Below are 15,821 nucleotides of genomic sequence, written 5' to 3'. Positions count from 1 at the left end.
TAAAACTATTTTGGTTTTTTTTTAACAGATTTGCTTTGACTTAAACGAAACTGGTTCAATTTTTTTTTTACAGTTAAATCACTAAGACCGATAATAGATGCAGCTAATAAAGCAGCGTTAATTGCACCATCCTCTCCAATTGCTAACGTTCCAACTGGTACTCCTTTTGGCATTTGTGCGATAGATAACAGACTATCAAGGCCTTGTAGTTTTTTACTCTCAATTGGAACTCCTAATACTGGTAGAGATGTAAGAGCTGAAATCATTCCTGGTAAATGTGCAGACCCACCAGCACCAGCAATAATTACTGAAATACCATTTTTTTCTGCATCAATAGCAAATTTATACATCCTATCAGGAGTTCTATGAGCTGATATAATCTTTGTTTCAAATTTTATATTTAATTTTTTAAGAGTATTTTGACAAAATATCATAGTTTTGTAGTCAGATTGACTACCCATAATAATTGACACTTTTTTTAATTTATTTTTAGTCATTTATTGTAATTCTATACTAACGTAAATTGTTATTTCAAATTAAGCCCAAAATTTCAATAAAATTAATAGAATTTATCTATCTTATTGATATTCTTTAAAACAAAAAAGATCACAATGAATTTTAAAATTGATAATTTACAATATTGTAACTGGTCTAGAGAAATTTTTCAGATCAATAAACAAGCAGGACTGGATGCAATCCACGTAACCATTGTTTACCATGAAAATTTTGAAGAGCTAAAAACTGTATTAAAAAATTGGAAAAACCACTTTTCAAAAAATTCTGACTTAATTTTTCATGGCAAAAGTTTTAAAGATATTGAAAAAGCTAAATCTGAAAATAAAACTGCAGTTTTTTTTGGTTTTCAAAATTGCTCACCTATTGAAGATGACATAGGTTTGGTCGAAAAGGTTTACGACTTAGGGTGTAGATTTATGCAGCTCACTTACAACAACCAGTCATTACTAGCTACGGGATGCTATGAAAATGTAGATAGTGGAATTACTAATTTTGGAAGAGAAGTTATTAAACAAATGAATAGACTTGGCTTTGTAATAGACATGTCACATTCAGCAGAAAAAAGCACAATTGAAGCAATCGAGATAAGTGATAAACCAATTGCAATCACGCACGCTAACCCTTCATTTTGGCATCCAGCTAAAAGAAATAAATCTAACGAACTGTTAAAAATTTTATCTGACAACAAGGGAATGTTGGGTTTGTCTTTATACCCTCATCATTTAAAAGATGGAACAGATTGTTCTTTAGAAAGTTTTTGTGAAATGACCTATAAAACAGCTGAAATTATGGGAGCTGAAAAAATAGGCATAGGATCTGATCTTTGTTTAAACCAACCAGACACAATTGTAGAGTGGATGCGTAATGGAACATGGACTAAAAGTAAAAATTTTGGAGAAGGGTCAAAAAATAAACCTGGTTTTCCTAAACAACCAGATTGGTTTTTAGATGCAAGAGGATTTAATAATTTAGAAGTAGGTCTAAAAAAAGTTGGGTTTTCAGAAAGTGAAGTTAATGGAATTCTTGGAAACAACTGGTACAATTTTTACAAAGCAATGAATTGATGAACGTTCCTTTAAGAGATCCCAATATAGTAATGAAACTTTCAAGACTTGGCTCTTTTCATCAATCCAAACTTTCTTTTTTAAGAAGTTTTTTAAAAGAGTTTAAAGATTGGGATTACAAAAGAGATTTATTTGAATTGAATGAACGTGGATATGGCACAGCAGTTTATTCATTTAAGAAAAAAAATAGAGTTTATTCATTAATTTGTTTTGCAAACGAATTGGATGAAAATGAAAGATCAGATAGAGTTATAGCTACTAAATGGGATGCAGCCTTTACACTTTTTGATGGCGTTCCATTAAAACAAGATATTGAAAGATTAAAAAACGAAGTACCAAAACAAGAATTTGGCAGACTTTCTTATAAAGAACTAACGCTTTCCAGAGCCAATAAATCAGTTAGAGTTTTCAACCATGTGGTTGAATGTTTAAGCGAAGGTAAGCAGCCCGATAATGACTTAATAACCAGTGTTGGTTATCTATACAGAACCACAGCTGTTTATGGGTCAGGCAAATTTGGCTTAGCTGATAGGTTTAGAATTAAAGATAGAGAGGAAATATATGGCCCTTTTAGATTGGAAATGATGTTGGTTTATTTGGTTAGGCAATTTACTTTTGATCAAGTCAATCACGTTGCAAAAAGCAAGAACCCAAAAAAAGCTGTAAATCTTGATATAAATATTTGTAAAAGTTTAGGAATAGGAAATTCTACGGGTCTAGGAATGGCACCATTTATTGTTAACCATCCAACTCTTTTAAATAATTGGATTTCTGCAAGAGAGATTTCTTTAAAAAAGATAAGAGAGATAAAAACAATATCAGATAAAGATAAAAACGTATTTTTAGAATGTTTAAAAAAATCCATAAAAAATATTACTTCTTGGAATACAGAAAGTGAATATCAAATAAATAAAATTAAATCCTTATTAAAAGATCTTAATGAATTTATTTTCTACTTAGATAACAATTTTAGTTTTGAGCAAGAGTATGCTTTTAATGAATTATATTTGCATTTAGAAAAAGAATATTGTGAAGAATGTATTGAATATGTTGTCTCAATGATGATGGAGCCTTATGATGATATTACGTCTCTGTTAATTAAAGAAATGAGCTCTGAAGAAGAAAAATATTTTAATATTCCAACTGAAAGAACGGTAGAAGACTTAAAGCTGATTTTAGAAAAAAAATATCCAGATATTTTAACGATAGATTTTACTAAAGATGAAAATAATTTAAATTTTTGGTTTATTTCAAAAAACAAAGAAGAACCAAGACTAGCGAATAGATTTGATGAAGTGGGTGCTGAGTTAGAACAACCTCTAGCAATAGCAAGAGACATTAAAAAACTTTATGAATTGTTATCAGTTACTAAAAATAGCTGGACCATTGCTAAATTTTTATCAACTAATAATGAATTAAGACACGTTGTTAGAAGAGCATTTATAGTAGAGAAATTTCCTTATTCTGAAATACAAGATAATACCATTGGCCAAAAAATAATGCCTATTGATATGCTGAGATTAAAGCTATCATTTTTTGGAGCATTAAAATTTGATCCACGTTCTGATAAATGGTTAAGAATATGCATGTTTCAAGGAGCACCGTTACCAGAACAATTAAAAAACTATGATGAATATTGGGTTTATAATTAATCAACATGAGATCATTAAGTGAAATAGATACAGTTTCTAAAAGATCGAGCAAGGCTGCTGGATATTCTTGGGGTATTGCAGAAGAGATTGGAAAAAATATAAGGCTACTTGAGATTTTTAGCCTACCTGGAATCAAAAACTTAAATAGTTTTTTTAAGAAAAAAAAAGAATTAAGATTAGAGAATATCAGCATCATAAAAAAAGACAATGAGGCTAATAAAAATGAATATTGTCCAATAATTGCAGGGGTAAATTTTCTAGATCAGATTAAAACCTTAGAAACTTTAAATGAGATAACGTTTAAAAAAATCTCATATCCATTACTTTTCTTGCCATTTGTAAGTAGGGCTGCAGAGGTGATTGGTAAACGAATATTCTTAAAAATGGATGATAGGGAATTTTTATTAAACTTTAATAATAATATTTATTCTAATTACGCTAAAAACGAAATTATCGTGTCTGCTGAAAATATTTACTTAAAAGTTTTAGAAAATAGAGACTCGTTTGAAGAAAAAGAATGGAATGAACTCTATAAGCTTTCAGAAGAAACTTTTGTTGAAGAAAACGAAAGCCTAAAACAAGGTGGAGCAGGTGCCGGGTTAACTGATAACGATTAGCCTATTTAAATTTAGACATTTCCTTAATATGAGAAGGTCTTGTTTCACAACATCCACCTAAAATAGTTGCACCTGTATTTTTAAATTTTTTAACAAAATTTGCCATCAATTCAGGGGTTAGGTCTTTTCTTTGACCCAAAAATTCATTTGGATTGCCAGTTTTACTGACATTGTAATTGTTCGTGTAACCATCTTTAGGATTAGTTGTTACAAAAGCATTAAGCTTAAATCCAAAAGGAACACCTAAATTTTTTACTTCTTCTAAATTTTCAGAAAAGTTTTCAGGAGAAACACAGGATAAAATTAATCCTAGTAAATTTTTGTGGTTAATATTGTTAATAATATCCGATATTTTCTCACCACTGGGAAGATTTATTCCTTCAGAGATATGAGCACCTATTAAGTAAGGCTTATTAAATTCTTCAATTGCTTCAATTGCTAATCTGAACTCATTTACGCTAGATAAAACATCTAGGTAAAAAAAATCAATATAAGGATCTAATAGTTTTGCTTGATCATAAAAATTTTGCTTAATTTCATCATCTGCTCTTGTATCTTCTTCGTATGTTAAATATTGAGGAGGAAGACCACCTGCTATTAAAACATTAGGATATTGTTCTTTAGCTTTTTGAGCTATCTCACCTGCTTTTGTATTTAAGTATTCAAACTTATCTTCAATTTTATTATCACGTAATCTCACTCGTCTAGTAGTGAAGGTAGCCGTAACAATAACTTCAGCACCTGCTTTTATAAAATCTAGATGAGTATCTAATAAAAGTTGATGGTATTCTTCTTTTAGCAATGCGTTCGCACTCCACAATGTACCATTTGATTTCATACCACGAGCCAATAATTCTTGCCCCATACCACCATCTAAAATTCGTGTTGTTTTAAAAAAATTAATATCCATTTTTATTCCTTACTTTTTTAGTGCTTTGGCTTTATGCCAGGTGCACAATACAGTCCAACTACCTTTACCAATTATATAATGATTTCCTTTTTAGCAGTTAGTACCTGCAATATGGATCAAATCGGTTAACTATTTATATATCTAATAGCCTGATTAGTAAATCACTTGTTGAATAATATTTTAGCATTAAATGAGAAGGATCTTCTCTCACCATCAACATTAAATGGATATGCAGTATGCATCAAATAATTTGGAAAAATCAATAGATCCCCTAATTTAGGATTTAAATTATAGATGCTTTTACTTAAAAAATTTTTTTGACCATTAATAAAATCAATAGTTCCATTAGTTTTAATCTTTTTATTTTTAACAAATTTATTTTGATTCATATCTTTTGGGATTTTAAGATAGCCAACTCCTGACAATTGTCCTTCATGATAATGAATTGGGTTATATTCATTTTTTATTTGTCTAACTACCCATAGGTTAATTATTTTAATTTCTTTAATTTTTTTTACTTCAGACTTATCGAGATAAATTTTGATATTTTTTATTAACTCTTTAGATAAATTTTTATTAACTATTATTTTAGGTATCTTGATTTCATTCTTAATTTGACTTGTAAGTTTAGAGCTATAATCATTTTTTTTAGATAATTGAGATTTATCAACGTGATTATTTAATATAGTGATAATTTTTTTGGATAACTTTGTTTTTCCTATAGTTGGTCCAAAAGCTCTAAATGTTTTCATATTTTATCTATAATAATTTAATACTTCTGTTATGCAAACAACTTCATTCCCATTCGAATAGCGACAAATATGACAAGTGCCGATGTTACCAGAGCCAATATTCTTGTAGGAAAAATTTTAAGATTTAAATAGTTTCCTAATTGACCACCTAACAAAACGAATAGAAATAATGGCCAATAATCATAAATTCCATTTATTGTTGATGACTTTGTAAATTGACCAGCAAGTCCTGATAAAGAATTAATTAGTATGAATAATGATGCTGCTGTTGCAATGTTTTTTGCTTTATCTACTCTAATCAATAACAATATGGGACTTAAGAAAATTCCACCACCAATTCCAACTATACCAGACACAAATCCAATAGAAGCACCGATAAACAATGATAACATCTTTGGTATCTTTTTATAAACTTCAATTTTTTGATCAAAAGATTGAAATTTCATTAGAAGTAGAGATCCTGCTAGTGTCAAGACAGCAAAAAGTAAAATTTCAAAAACTTCTTTATCTATTGATAAAGATCCACCTATAAATGCAAGTGGAACAGATGAAATCAAGTATGGAGTAAGTATCTTCAAATTGATGTTTCCAGCTTTAATGTAGTTAATACAATTTCCTGAAACGACAATAATATTACAGAAGAGGGCAATTACAGGAAAGATCAAGTAAGGAACATCCCAAATTAATAGAAGAGCTAAATAGGTAGACCCACCACCAAATCCAACACTTGAGTATAAAGTTGCTGCTAGAAGAAATAAAAATGATAATATAATCATAATAATTATTTTAAGTTTATGATTGTAAATATAGCACTTTTAACTGTTACCGACACCAGAACTTTTGAGAATGATAAGTCAGGTGCGATCTTAGTAAAAAAAATAGAGGAGGCTAAACATAAATTAGTTGATAGAAAAATTTGTAAAGATAACAAAGAAGACATTATTAAAATCCTTAAAGATTGGATTAATCAACCTGAAATAGACGTTTTAATTACAACTGGTGGCACTGGACTTACGGGTCGAGATATTACACCAGAGGCAGTGAACGAGATTGCTGATAAACATATACCAGGTTTTGGAGAAGTTTTTAGAACAATTAGTTTAAAAACAGTTGGTACATCTGCCATTCAATCTAGAGCTTGTGCTGTGTTGGCTAATGGTAAGTATGTGTTTGCTTTACCAGGGTCCTCAGGTGGGGTCACGGATGCTTGGGATGGAATTTTAAAACATCAGTTAGATATAAATCATAAACCTTGTAATTTTGTAGAGTTGTTTCCAAGACTTAAAGAAAAATAATTATTTTTGATATTTTTCTTTCCACTCAGGATAAGGCATACCATACACATGTTCGCGTGCATCAAGGTCTGAAATTTCAATACCTTTTTTCTCTGCTTCTTCTCGATACCATTTTGATAAACAGTTTCTGCAAAAACCAGCAAGGTTCATGATATCTATATTTTGAACATCTTTTCGCTCGTCTAAATGTTTAAGTAATCTCTCAAAAGTAGAAGACTGTAATTCTTTTTTTGTATTTTCATTCATAGTTAAATTATTAGACACATTTCAATTAAGCACAAGATATAGGGTTTTATTCAATCTTAAGTAGAAATTTAATAATATAATGCATAGATCTTAATATTAAAATTTGTTTAAATATTGGATGGCTACTAAAAAGAAAAAAACAGCCAAAAAGTCTAAACGTAAAGCCAAAAAAAAAATTAAGAAAAATTTGGTCAAACGATCACCTAAAAATATTAAAAAAGTTAAAAAAAAAAAGGGTGTGACCAAAAAGAAGTTACGTAAGCCATCAAAAAAAAATAAGCTAAAGAATAACAATAAGAGAAAGAGGATAAAAATGAGCACAGAAACAGTAAAAGGTGGACGATCTCCGTTACTAGATACGTCTCACTTAAAAGTTAAATTTCCATTTAAAGAAAAATATGGGAATTTTATAGGAGGAAAATTTGTTGAACCAAAATCGGGAAAATATTTTGACAACGTAAGTCCAATCAATAATGAGGTTATATGTTCTGTTCCAAGATCAGATTCAAAAGATGTTGAGGCTGCTTTGGATGCTGCTCATGCTGCTTTTCCTACTTGGGGGATTACATCAATAACTGAAAGATCTAACATTCTACTTAAAATAGCTGATGTTATTGAAAAAAACCTTGAGCTTTTAGCTACTGCTGAATGTCTAGATAATGGAAAGCCAATCAGAGAATGTATGGCAGCTGATTTACCATTAGTTGTTGACCATTGGAGATATTTTGCTGGGGCAATAAGAGCAGAAGAAGGTTCTGTTTCAGAGATAAGTAACAGTGAGTATTCTTATCATATCCCTGAGCCACTTGGTGTAGTTGCACAAATTATACCTTGGAACTTCCCGTTATTAATGGCAACATGGAAACTTGCACCAGCACTTGCTGCAGGAAACTGTGTAGTTTTAAAACCAGCTGAACAAACACCAGCATCTATCTTACTTTTGATGGAATTAATTGGAGATCTATTACCTCCAGGAGTTCTTAATGTTGTAAGTGGTTTTGGTCTTGAAGCAGGTAAGCCATTAGCTTCATCTAAAAGAATCAGAAAGATTGCTTTTACAGGTGAGACAACAACTGGGCGTTTAATTATGCAGTATGCTGCTCAAAACTTAATTCCAATAACTTTAGAATTAGGTGGAAAATCTCCAAATGTTTTCTTTGAAGACGTCATGGATCAAGATGATGAATTCTTTGATAAATGTCTTGAGGGTTTTACAATGTTTGCACTTAATCAGGGAGAAGTTTGCACTTGTCCTAGTAGAGCTTTGATTCAAGAATCTATCTATGATAAATTTATGGAAAGAGCTATCGCTAGAACAAAAGCTGTAACACAAGATAACCCTTTAAAAATGGAAACCATGATTGGTGCTCAAGTATCATTAGAGCAAATGGAGAAAATAAAATCTTACTTAGATTTAGGTAAGAAAGAGGGTGCTAAAGTTCTATGTGGAGGCGAAGTTGCTAACTTAAACAGTGGTTTGGAAAAAGGTAATTATATCCAACCTACTATTTTTGAAGGTGATAACTCTATGAGAGTTTTCCAAGAAGAAATTTTTGGTCCAGTGGTTTCTGTTACTAAATTTAAAGATGAAGCGCATGCATTAGAAATTGCAAATGATACTCTTTATGGTTTAGGAGCAGGTGTTTGGACTAGAAATGGAAATATTGCTTATAGAATGGGAAGAGGGATCCAAGCAGGAAGAGTTTGGACTAACTGTTACCATGCTTATCCAGCTCATGCTGCTTTTGGAGGTTATAAACAATCTGGAATTGGTAGAGAAACACATAAAATGATGCTTGATCATTATAGACAGGTGAAAAACTTACACGTGTCGTACAGTGAGAAAAAATTAGGTTTCTTTTAACAGATATATTATAGTGGCCTGTATTAATCTTCAGGCCATATAACTATGAAAGTTTCAGCAACACCATTAGCGTTAGAATTAATTGAAGATCTAAAGAAAGATCATGGTAAAGAATTACTTTTTCATCAATCTGGTGGATGTTGTGATGGCAGTGCCCCAATGTGTTATCCAGTTAAGGAATTCCTTATAAGTGATGATGATGTTTTGATTGGTAAAATTGGAGGTATTCCTTTTTATATAAGCGAAACCCAACATGAAGCATGGAAAAATACAGATTTGATTATTGATTGTATTAAAGGCATGGGTGGAATGTTTTCACTTGATAATGGAACTGGAAGAAGATTTTTAACAAGATCAGAGATTTGTGTTCCTGACAAAAAATCAATTAATTAATTAAATTTCATTTTAACTCTTAGCGTAAGTAAAATTACAATAATAATAAGATAGATTAAGGGTTCAACTGTAACTACTTTAACTAACCACAAGTAGTGAATAATTCCCAATAAAGAAATTATATAAATAAGTTTGTGTAGTTTTTTCCACTTATCTCTTAACAACCTTATCATTCGCTTAGATGAAGTAAGAGCAAGTGGCACCAATAAAAGCCAAGCTAAAAATCCAGCAAATATAAATTTTTTTTTAACAATATCATCACTAATACTAGACCAGTCAAAACGATAATCTATTCCTACATAAGTCATCATATGTGCTGAGGCATAAAAAAAGACAAACAAGCCAAACATTCTCCTATAGCTAATCCAAAAATTTAATTTAGTAAATTTTTGTAAAGGAGTCATCGCAAGAGTTATTATAATAAAACGAAGCGTCCAATTACCAGTTACATGTGTAATTTCTTTTACAGGTTCAGGACCTAACTGATTAAAGATAATTTGATAAAAAATAATTAATATTGGCAGTAAAGATATAAAGAAAATTGGTATTTTTATATATTTCTGCATATTTTATAAAAAAAATTTATGTATTTAAAAGTTTTTCTTTAAATCCATACCTGAGTATAAATTTGCAACTTCATCACCATACCCATTAAACATTTCTGTTTCAATTCTGGGAGACAAAATGCCCTCACCTATGACACGTTCTGTTGCTTGTGACCATCTAGGATGTGAAACGTTAGGATTAACATTTGAGTAAAACCCATATTCTCTTGGGGACGATCTCATCCAAGATGATGTAGGCATATTTTCAACTAATTTTATTTTAACAATTGCTTTTGCACTTTTAAAACCATACTTCCAAGGAACAAAAATTCTTAATGGAGCTCCATTTTGGTTAGGTAAAGGTTTTCCATAAAGACCAGTAACAACTGTTGTTATAGGATGCATAGCTTCATCAATTCTTAATCCTTCTCTATAGGGCCAGTTTAATACTGGATACTTTTGACCTTTCATTTGCAGAGGGTCGTAAATACTTTCAAATTCAACAAATTTTGCACTATTTTTAATAGACACTTTATCAAGTAATTTACTTAAAGAAAATCCCATCCAAGGAATTACCATAGACCACCCTTCAACACATCTAAGTTTGTAAACTCTTTCTTCAGAAGGAAATAAAGAAATTATTTCTTCAGCTGAAAGTGTTATTGGATTATCTACCTCACCTTCAATAGTGACACTCCACGGTTTAGTAACAAATTCTTGTGAATTTTTGAAAGGGTCACCTTTTCCAGTTCCAAACTCATAATAGTTGTTATAAGTCGTGATATCCTTATATGAAGTTAGCTCAGCTTTATTTTGTGAATAAGCATTGTTTAAAAACGGTATACTACTTAAGGATAATGAACCCACACCCAAACCAATAGATTTAATAAACTTTCTTCTTTTATTATATATTTGCTCAGGTGTAATTTCTGAATTTTTATATTTTTTCATTTTTAATAGAATTACCTTTTAGCCACTCACTTTGTTCATTTTTATAATGTTCTTTTTTCCATATAGGAGATCTTTTTTTAATTTCTTCAATAATATATCTAGATAATATATAAGCTTCATCTCTATGTTTACATGCAACTGCGATAATAATACTAGTTTCACCAAGTCCCACATAACCTTTAACATGCTCTATAAATACTGCTTTATCCGTAATTTTTAATTTTTCAGTAGTTTCTTTATAAATTTCATCAAAGCTTTTTAATACTAATTCGTCATGACTATCATAAGTTATTCCAACAACTTCTTTATTTTCATTAATATTTCTAACTGTGCCATTAAAAATAATGGATGCACCATATGAGGAAGATTTTATAAATGTCTCTGCTACAGAAGTTTTTATTTTATCTTTTTCAATGTCTATAATTTTTGTATGTAGCATCAACCACCACCAATTGGAGGTATTATTCCAATTTTTTGATCTTTTATAATTTTAAAGTCATCACTAACAATATTGTTATCTTCTGAGCAAAAAACAGAGTTTTTTACAATTTTAATAAAATTTTCATTACCCTTAAAGTTTTTATCTAAATAATTAATTACTTCTTTCCTAAAATCTTTAATTTCCATCTTTTGTTTTATGTTAAATTCTAAGAATTCTTTATTACTAAAATCTCTACTTGCACCAAATAGTTCAAGCTTAATTTTCATGTTTAAAAAATATCTTTTAAAAATTCTGGTAAGCCATCAGGATTAGTCCATAATCCACTTTTTCCACCTTCTTTAATTAGTAATTTAACATTATCAATTTTAAGATGAGGATTTACAATTTTACTTAGATCATAAATAGTTATTAGTGCAGTATTAACACCCATAATAGCTTCCATTTCCACACCAGTTTTTGCAACAGCAGACACAACACAAAAAACCTCTAATGAAGTATCTTCTTCATGCATAATAATTTTAGTTGCAGTATGATCTATTGGAAGTGGGTGGCATAACGGAATTAATTCACTAGTTTTTTTAACACCTAAAATCGCTGATACTTCAGCTAGAGTTATCGGATCACCTTTGGGCATTTCTTTGTTTTTAATTAGTTCAAAAACTTCTTTTCCTACATAAATTTTACCAGAAGCCAATGCTCTTCTAAATGTTTCTTTTTTTGAAGAAACATCAATCATGTTAAATGAGTTTTTTTTAAAAATTTCCTTAGCCCAATCTTTTAATTTTTCTTCATTTATCACTTTTAAGTTTTCCATTTATCCTCCAGTACTTGATAAATTTGGAGTAATTCCTGTATCTCCAAGCTCTAAATAATGTGACTCTTTTTTAAGGTGCAATTGTTTTATGATGAGATCCACAAGTTCATCTTTTTGAACATCGTCTTGCAATAAATGTCTAATGCTAATTCCAGTATTACCAAACAAACATAATCTTAAATCACCTCTAGAGGTAACTCTTAATCTGTTACATGTTTGACAAAAATCTTTAGTGTAAGGAGCAATTAATCCAAATTTCCCCTTAAACTCTGGATGTATAAAATTTAATGAAGGGCCTGCATCTTTCCCATAAGTTTGAGGGATCCAATTATTTTTTTCTAAAAAATCTTTGAATATTTTAGAGGAAACATGATTTTTTTTAAAATACTCTAAATTATCTCCAGTTTGCATTAATTCTATAAATCTAAAATCAATATTGTTATCTTTTATGAAATTTCCAAATTTTTTAAACTCATCATGGGTATCATTAATACCCCTAAGTAAAACGGCATTAATTTTTATATTTTTGAAATTTAATTTTTGTAAAGTCTTTATGCCTTCTAAAATTTCATCAAGCCTATCATGACCTGTTAGTTTTTTAAAAGTTTCTCTATTTAAACTGTCTATACTAATATTTATTCCATCTAAACCAGCTTCACATAATTGCTCTGCAATTTTGTCCAAACGATAACCGTTAGTCGTCATTGTTACTTTGGGAATATTGGAATTTTGCTTCATATCCTTAAGGATATCAAAAAAATCTTTTCTAACCGTTGGTTCTCCACCAGTTAATCTAATTTTACAAACACCCAATTCAGACAATGCTTTTGTTAATCTGGATATTTCTTGAGCAGACATAAAACTTCTCGTGTCTCCAGGTGTCTTTTTATATCCTTGTGGCAAACAATAGGTACAACTGTAATTACATACATCTGTAATTGATAATCTTATGTAGGGGAATTTTCTTCCAAAAGTATCACTTAATGTTTTCATCTTATTTTTATTATATTATATTATAATAATAATATATGAGCAAAATTATTACCAAAGCAGAAGTAGATCTATTTAAAAAAGATGGTGCTCTCCTAATTAAAGGCAAATTTGATAACGCATGGATTGAAAAGTTAAAAAAAGGAATTAAAAAAGGCAAAGAAAGTCCTAGTCCAAGATTTGTAAACCACACGAAAGATCAAAATCTACCTGGATATTACGAGGATTTTTGGACATGGAATTTACATGAAGAATTTAAAGATTTTGCATTTAATTCACCAACAGCCAAAATTGCAGCAGAACTTCTAGAAGCCCAAAAAATTAATTTAGTGATGGATAATTGGTTCTTTAGAGAAGAGGGGTCGAAGTCATCACCACCTTTTCATCATGATATATCATATTTCGATTTTGAAGGATCTATGTGTGTATTATGGATACCACTTGAATCAGTTAAAAAAGAAGATGGTATCGCTTGGGTTAAAGGATCTCATTTATGGGATAAGCTATTTTTAAGAACAAGATTTAATGATGGCCATGAAGTTGATGGTAAGGTCGGAGTTGTTAATGGAAAAAAATATGAATTAACTCCCAGCATATTAGAAAATAAAAATGATTATGAATTTTTACAATGGGATCTGGAAGTTGGTGACTGTATTTATTTTGATATTAGAACATTACATGGAGGATTAAATACTGTTACACCTAAAAAAGATGTTCATAGATACACATTAAGAATGGCAAAAGAAAATTCTAAGATTATTTATAGAGGAGATTGGGCTAGAGAAGAAAGAGCTATTATGGAAGATAATGGTTATAAAAATGGTGACGACTTATCTGGTAAAATGTTTCCAACTTTATTTGAAACTAGCTAACTTCCAGCTTTTTAACTGGAAGTTAATATAATAATTAACCAGCAGGTTTGTAGCCAGCCGTAGCTTTAGCGGCAAGCTCAGCTGCTTTGTTCATATCCATCTCTTCAAGAATAATCATATTTTCTACTGTTCCACTAGCTTCCACAGCTAATTTTATACCAGCAAAATTTTCATAAGGCATGTCTCCTGAAGTGACTGCAACGAAATCATAAGGACCTCTCGTAATATAAAAAGATTCAAAAGTTCCACCTACTGCTTCAGTTAATGCTTTTACAGCAGTTGATCTATCTTGCTTAGGGTCTTTCATAAAACCTTGGAAGGCCTTTGCTGTATAATTACCCATTACAATATATTTTTTCATAAGTTTCTCCTTTATTAATTTGTAAGAGTTAATCATATTTGTTAAAGATTTGAACAATTATTTTTTAAAATCAACTCAAGGTTTAGCAAATTATGTACGAAAAATTTGGACAATTTATCGATGGCAATTGGTCGCCTTCTTCTAACAAGGAAACTTATGAAGTTATCAATCCTGCAACAGAAGAAGTTTTAGGTCATGCATCGAAAGCTACACCTGCAGATGTTGACAGGGCATTACAATCTTCAGAAAAAGGATTAAAGGTTTGGAAAAACATAACACCGTGGGAAAGATCTTATATTCTAAGACGTATAGCAGATAAGCTACGAGAAAAAAAAGATGTCCTAGCTAAATGGATGACTTTAGAAAATGGAAAGCCCTTACCAGAAGGTATTGGTGAAACAAATGGAGCGGCTGATATTTTTGAATGGAATGCTGAAGAAACAAAAAGAATTTTTGGTCAAACTATAGAAAGCAGATTTGAAGACACAAGAGTACATGTTTATTACCAGCCAGTTGGAGTTGTTGCTGCGTTATCCCCTTGGAATTTTCCACTTATCTTAGCTGCTAGAAAAATATCAACAGCACTTGCTGCTGGTTGCTCAGTGATTATTAAGCCAGATACAATCACACCTGGTGTAGTGATGGAATTAGTTGATATTTGTAGAGAATGTGGCGTTCCTCCTGGAGCAGTCAATCTTTTATCAGGTGATCCTCCAAGTATAGCTTCTCAATTAATTCAATCAGATATAATTAAAAAAATTTCAATTACTGGCTCTGTAAGGGTTGGAAAATTAATTTTAAAACAAGCTGCAGATAAAGTTCAAAGAGTAACAATGGAATTAAGTGGTCACTCTCCTTTTATAGTATTTGATGACGCTGATATTAAAAAAGCAGCTGATATGGCTATTGCTGCAAAATTTAGAAATAATGGACAAGTATGCATCTCTCCTAATAGATTTTATATTCATGAATCTAAAAAAGAAGAATTTACAAACCTATTTATAGAAAAAACTAAAAAGCTAAAAATTGGAAACGGTATGGATCCAGACACCCAATTAGGTCCATTAACAACTCAAAAAAGATTGGAAGAAATTGAGGAGTTGGTTGAAAAAACTAAACAAGAAGGAGCTAAAGTTTTATTGGGTGGAAAAAGACCAGCAGGCTTCAACAAAGGTTTTTATTATGAGCCAACAGTTTTTGATGATGTGAAAGATGACTTTACAATCATGAAACAAGAACCTTTTGGACCATTGGTTCCAATATTGTCTTTTAAATCTTTTGATGAAGTAATTGAAAGAGCAAATGATCATGACCTTGGTTTATGCAGTTATGTTTGTACTAATTCAATGGAAACAGCCCATCTTGCATCAGAAAAATTAGAAACAGGATCTGTAGCAGTTAATACTGGAGCGGTTGCAATTGCTGAAGCACCATTTGGTGGAATTAAACAGAGTGGATATGGTAGAGAAGGTGGATCAATGGCTATCAAAGATTATCTTAATGTCAAATATACTCACATGGGTATTAAGGGCTAACA

The 15,821-nt window shown here is 30.5% G+C and carries 20 protein-coding genes and 1 riboswitch; of the genes, 8 read left to right on the top strand and 12 right to left on the bottom strand.

Annotation, left to right across the window (positions count from 1 at the left end):
* Nucleotides 1–5: 5 nt before the first annotated feature.
* Complete coding sequence (purE, locus tag ABXT63_RS04695; protein ID WP_415320434.1) at nt 6–497, bottom strand: 5-(carboxyamino)imidazole ribonucleotide mutase; 492 nt, start codon at nt 495–497, stop codon at nt 6–8.
* A 114-nt stretch (nt 498–611) separates the two neighbouring features.
* On the opposite strand from purE, the gene ABXT63_RS04690 reads away from it, so the two are divergent.
* Genes ABXT63_RS04690 through ABXT63_RS04680 form a run of 3 tightly spaced genes read left to right on the top strand, consistent with a single transcriptional unit; the run spans nt 612 to nt 3,849 of the window.
* Entirely contained in the window at nt 612–1,580 is a 969-nt protein-coding gene (locus tag ABXT63_RS04690; RefSeq protein ID WP_415320433.1) for a membrane dipeptidase, read from the top strand.
* Complete coding sequence (locus ABXT63_RS04685) at nt 1,580–3,232, top strand: hypothetical protein (protein WP_415320432.1); 1,653 nt, start codon at nt 1,580–1,582, stop codon at nt 3,230–3,232. The genes ABXT63_RS04690 and ABXT63_RS04685 overlap by 1 nt, the downstream gene beginning before the upstream one ends.
* A gap of 5 nt (nt 3,233–3,237) precedes the next feature.
* Entirely contained in the window at nt 3,238–3,849 is a 612-nt protein-coding gene (locus ABXT63_RS04680) for a DUF3726 domain-containing protein (RefSeq protein WP_415320431.1), read from the top strand.
* A gap of 1 nt (nt 3,850) precedes the next feature.
* On the opposite strand, the gene ABXT63_RS04675 is transcribed toward ABXT63_RS04680, so the two are convergent.
* The 3 genes from ABXT63_RS04675 to ABXT63_RS04665 form a co-directional block, all read right to left on the bottom strand.
* Nucleotides 3,851–4,759 (bottom strand): homocysteine S-methyltransferase family protein, encoded by a 909-nt coding sequence (locus tag ABXT63_RS04675; RefSeq protein WP_415320430.1) that lies wholly within the window; start codon nt 4,757–4,759, stop codon nt 3,851–3,853.
* A gap of 9 nt (nt 4,760–4,768) precedes the next feature.
* Nucleotides 4,769–4,832, bottom strand: a riboswitch (SAM riboswitch).
* Nucleotides 4,833–4,920: 88 nt separating this feature from the next.
* Entirely contained in the window at nt 4,921–5,511 is a 591-nt protein-coding gene (locus ABXT63_RS04670; RefSeq protein ID WP_415320429.1) for a 2OG-Fe(II) oxygenase family protein, read from the bottom strand.
* 29 nt (nt 5,512–5,540) lie between these two features.
* Nucleotides 5,541–6,287, bottom strand: coding sequence for a sulfite exporter TauE/SafE family protein (locus ABXT63_RS04665; protein WP_415320428.1), 747 nt, complete (start codon nt 6,285–6,287; stop codon nt 5,541–5,543).
* Between the two features lie 18 nt (nt 6,288–6,305).
* Between ABXT63_RS04665 and ABXT63_RS04660 the strand changes: the two genes are divergently transcribed.
* The gene (locus tag ABXT63_RS04660; RefSeq protein WP_415320427.1) at nt 6,306–6,806 is read left to right on the top strand and encodes a molybdenum cofactor synthesis domain-containing protein; all 501 of its coding nucleotides are present in this window, start codon (nt 6,306–6,308) and stop codon (nt 6,804–6,806) included.
* Here the strand turns inward: ABXT63_RS04660 and ABXT63_RS04655 are convergent, their stop codons facing one another.
* Nucleotides 6,807–7,052 (bottom strand): DUF1244 domain-containing protein, encoded by a 246-nt coding sequence (locus ABXT63_RS04655; RefSeq protein ID WP_415303591.1) that lies wholly within the window; start codon nt 7,050–7,052, stop codon nt 6,807–6,809.
* A gap of 313 nt (nt 7,053–7,365) precedes the next feature.
* On the opposite strand from ABXT63_RS04655, the gene ABXT63_RS04650 reads away from it, so the two are divergent.
* Together ABXT63_RS04650 and ABXT63_RS04645 are read left to right on the top strand one after the other, a co-directional pair.
* Nucleotides 7,366–8,916: an aldehyde dehydrogenase family protein gene (locus ABXT63_RS04650; protein WP_415320426.1), complete on the top strand. Its 1,551-nt coding sequence runs from the start codon at nt 7,366–7,368 to the stop codon at nt 8,914–8,916.
* 45 nt (nt 8,917–8,961) lie between these two features.
* Nucleotides 8,962–9,309 (top strand): DUF779 domain-containing protein, encoded by a 348-nt coding sequence (locus tag ABXT63_RS04645; RefSeq protein WP_415320425.1) that lies wholly within the window; start codon nt 8,962–8,964, stop codon nt 9,307–9,309.
* Here the strand turns inward: ABXT63_RS04645 and ABXT63_RS04640 are convergent.
* The 6 genes from ABXT63_RS04640 to moaA are packed head-to-tail and all read right to left on the bottom strand — an operon-like array spanning nt 9,306 to nt 13,054.
* Nucleotides 9,306–9,875 carry a sulfite oxidase heme-binding subunit YedZ gene (locus ABXT63_RS04640; RefSeq protein WP_415320424.1) on the bottom strand — a complete coding sequence of 190 codons (570 nt, stop codon included), beginning with the start codon at nt 9,873–9,875 and terminating at the stop codon, nt 9,306–9,308. The two genes, ABXT63_RS04645 and ABXT63_RS04640, sit on opposite strands and share 4 nt — an antisense overlap.
* A 24-nt stretch (nt 9,876–9,899) precedes the next feature.
* Nucleotides 9,900–10,805, bottom strand: coding sequence for a protein-methionine-sulfoxide reductase catalytic subunit MsrP (gene msrP, locus ABXT63_RS04635; protein WP_415320423.1), 906 nt, complete (start codon nt 10,803–10,805; stop codon nt 9,900–9,902).
* Nucleotides 10,792–11,244, bottom strand: a complete 453-nt coding sequence (locus ABXT63_RS04630; protein WP_415320422.1) for a molybdopterin synthase catalytic subunit — start codon at nt 11,242–11,244, stop codon at nt 10,792–10,794. Before ABXT63_RS04630 ends, msrP begins: the two co-directional genes overlap by 14 nt.
* Entirely contained in the window at nt 11,244–11,513 is a 270-nt protein-coding gene (locus tag ABXT63_RS04625) for a molybdopterin biosynthesis protein MoeD (RefSeq protein WP_415320421.1), read from the bottom strand. The genes ABXT63_RS04630 and ABXT63_RS04625 overlap by 1 nt, the downstream gene beginning before the upstream one ends.
* A gap of 2 nt (nt 11,514–11,515) precedes the next feature.
* On the bottom strand, nt 11,516–12,061 hold the full coding sequence (moaC, locus tag ABXT63_RS04620; RefSeq protein ID WP_415320420.1) for a cyclic pyranopterin monophosphate synthase MoaC: 546 nt from the start codon (nt 12,059–12,061) through the stop codon (nt 11,516–11,518).
* Nucleotides 12,062–13,054 (bottom strand): GTP 3',8-cyclase MoaA, encoded by a 993-nt coding sequence (moaA, locus tag ABXT63_RS04615; protein ID WP_415320419.1) that lies wholly within the window; start codon nt 13,052–13,054, stop codon nt 12,062–12,064.
* A gap of 35 nt (nt 13,055–13,089) precedes the next feature.
* On the opposite strand from moaA, the gene ABXT63_RS04610 reads away from it, so the two are divergent.
* Complete coding sequence (locus ABXT63_RS04610; protein ID WP_415320418.1) at nt 13,090–13,923, top strand: phytanoyl-CoA dioxygenase family protein; 834 nt, start codon at nt 13,090–13,092, stop codon at nt 13,921–13,923.
* Nucleotides 13,924–13,957: 34 nt separating this feature from the next.
* Here the strand turns inward: ABXT63_RS04610 and ABXT63_RS04605 are convergent, their stop codons facing one another.
* Nucleotides 13,958–14,266 (bottom strand): GYD domain-containing protein, encoded by a 309-nt coding sequence (locus ABXT63_RS04605; protein ID WP_415320417.1) that lies wholly within the window; start codon nt 14,264–14,266, stop codon nt 13,958–13,960.
* Nucleotides 14,267–14,376: 110 nt separating this feature from the next.
* Between ABXT63_RS04605 and ABXT63_RS04600 the strand changes: the two genes are divergently transcribed.
* The gene (locus ABXT63_RS04600) at nt 14,377–15,819 is read left to right on the top strand and encodes an NAD-dependent succinate-semialdehyde dehydrogenase (RefSeq protein ID WP_415320416.1); all 1,443 of its coding nucleotides are present in this window, start codon (nt 14,377–14,379) and stop codon (nt 15,817–15,819) included.
* Nucleotides 15,820–15,821 lie beyond the last annotated feature (2 nt).

Source organism: Candidatus Pelagibacter sp. Uisw_092, assembly GCF_047729545.1.
Classification (GTDB): Bacteria; Pseudomonadota; Alphaproteobacteria; order Pelagibacterales; family Pelagibacteraceae; genus Pelagibacter.
The sequence above is the reverse complement of the archived record's forward strand: the minus strand, read 5'-3'. Positions and strand labels throughout refer to the sequence as shown.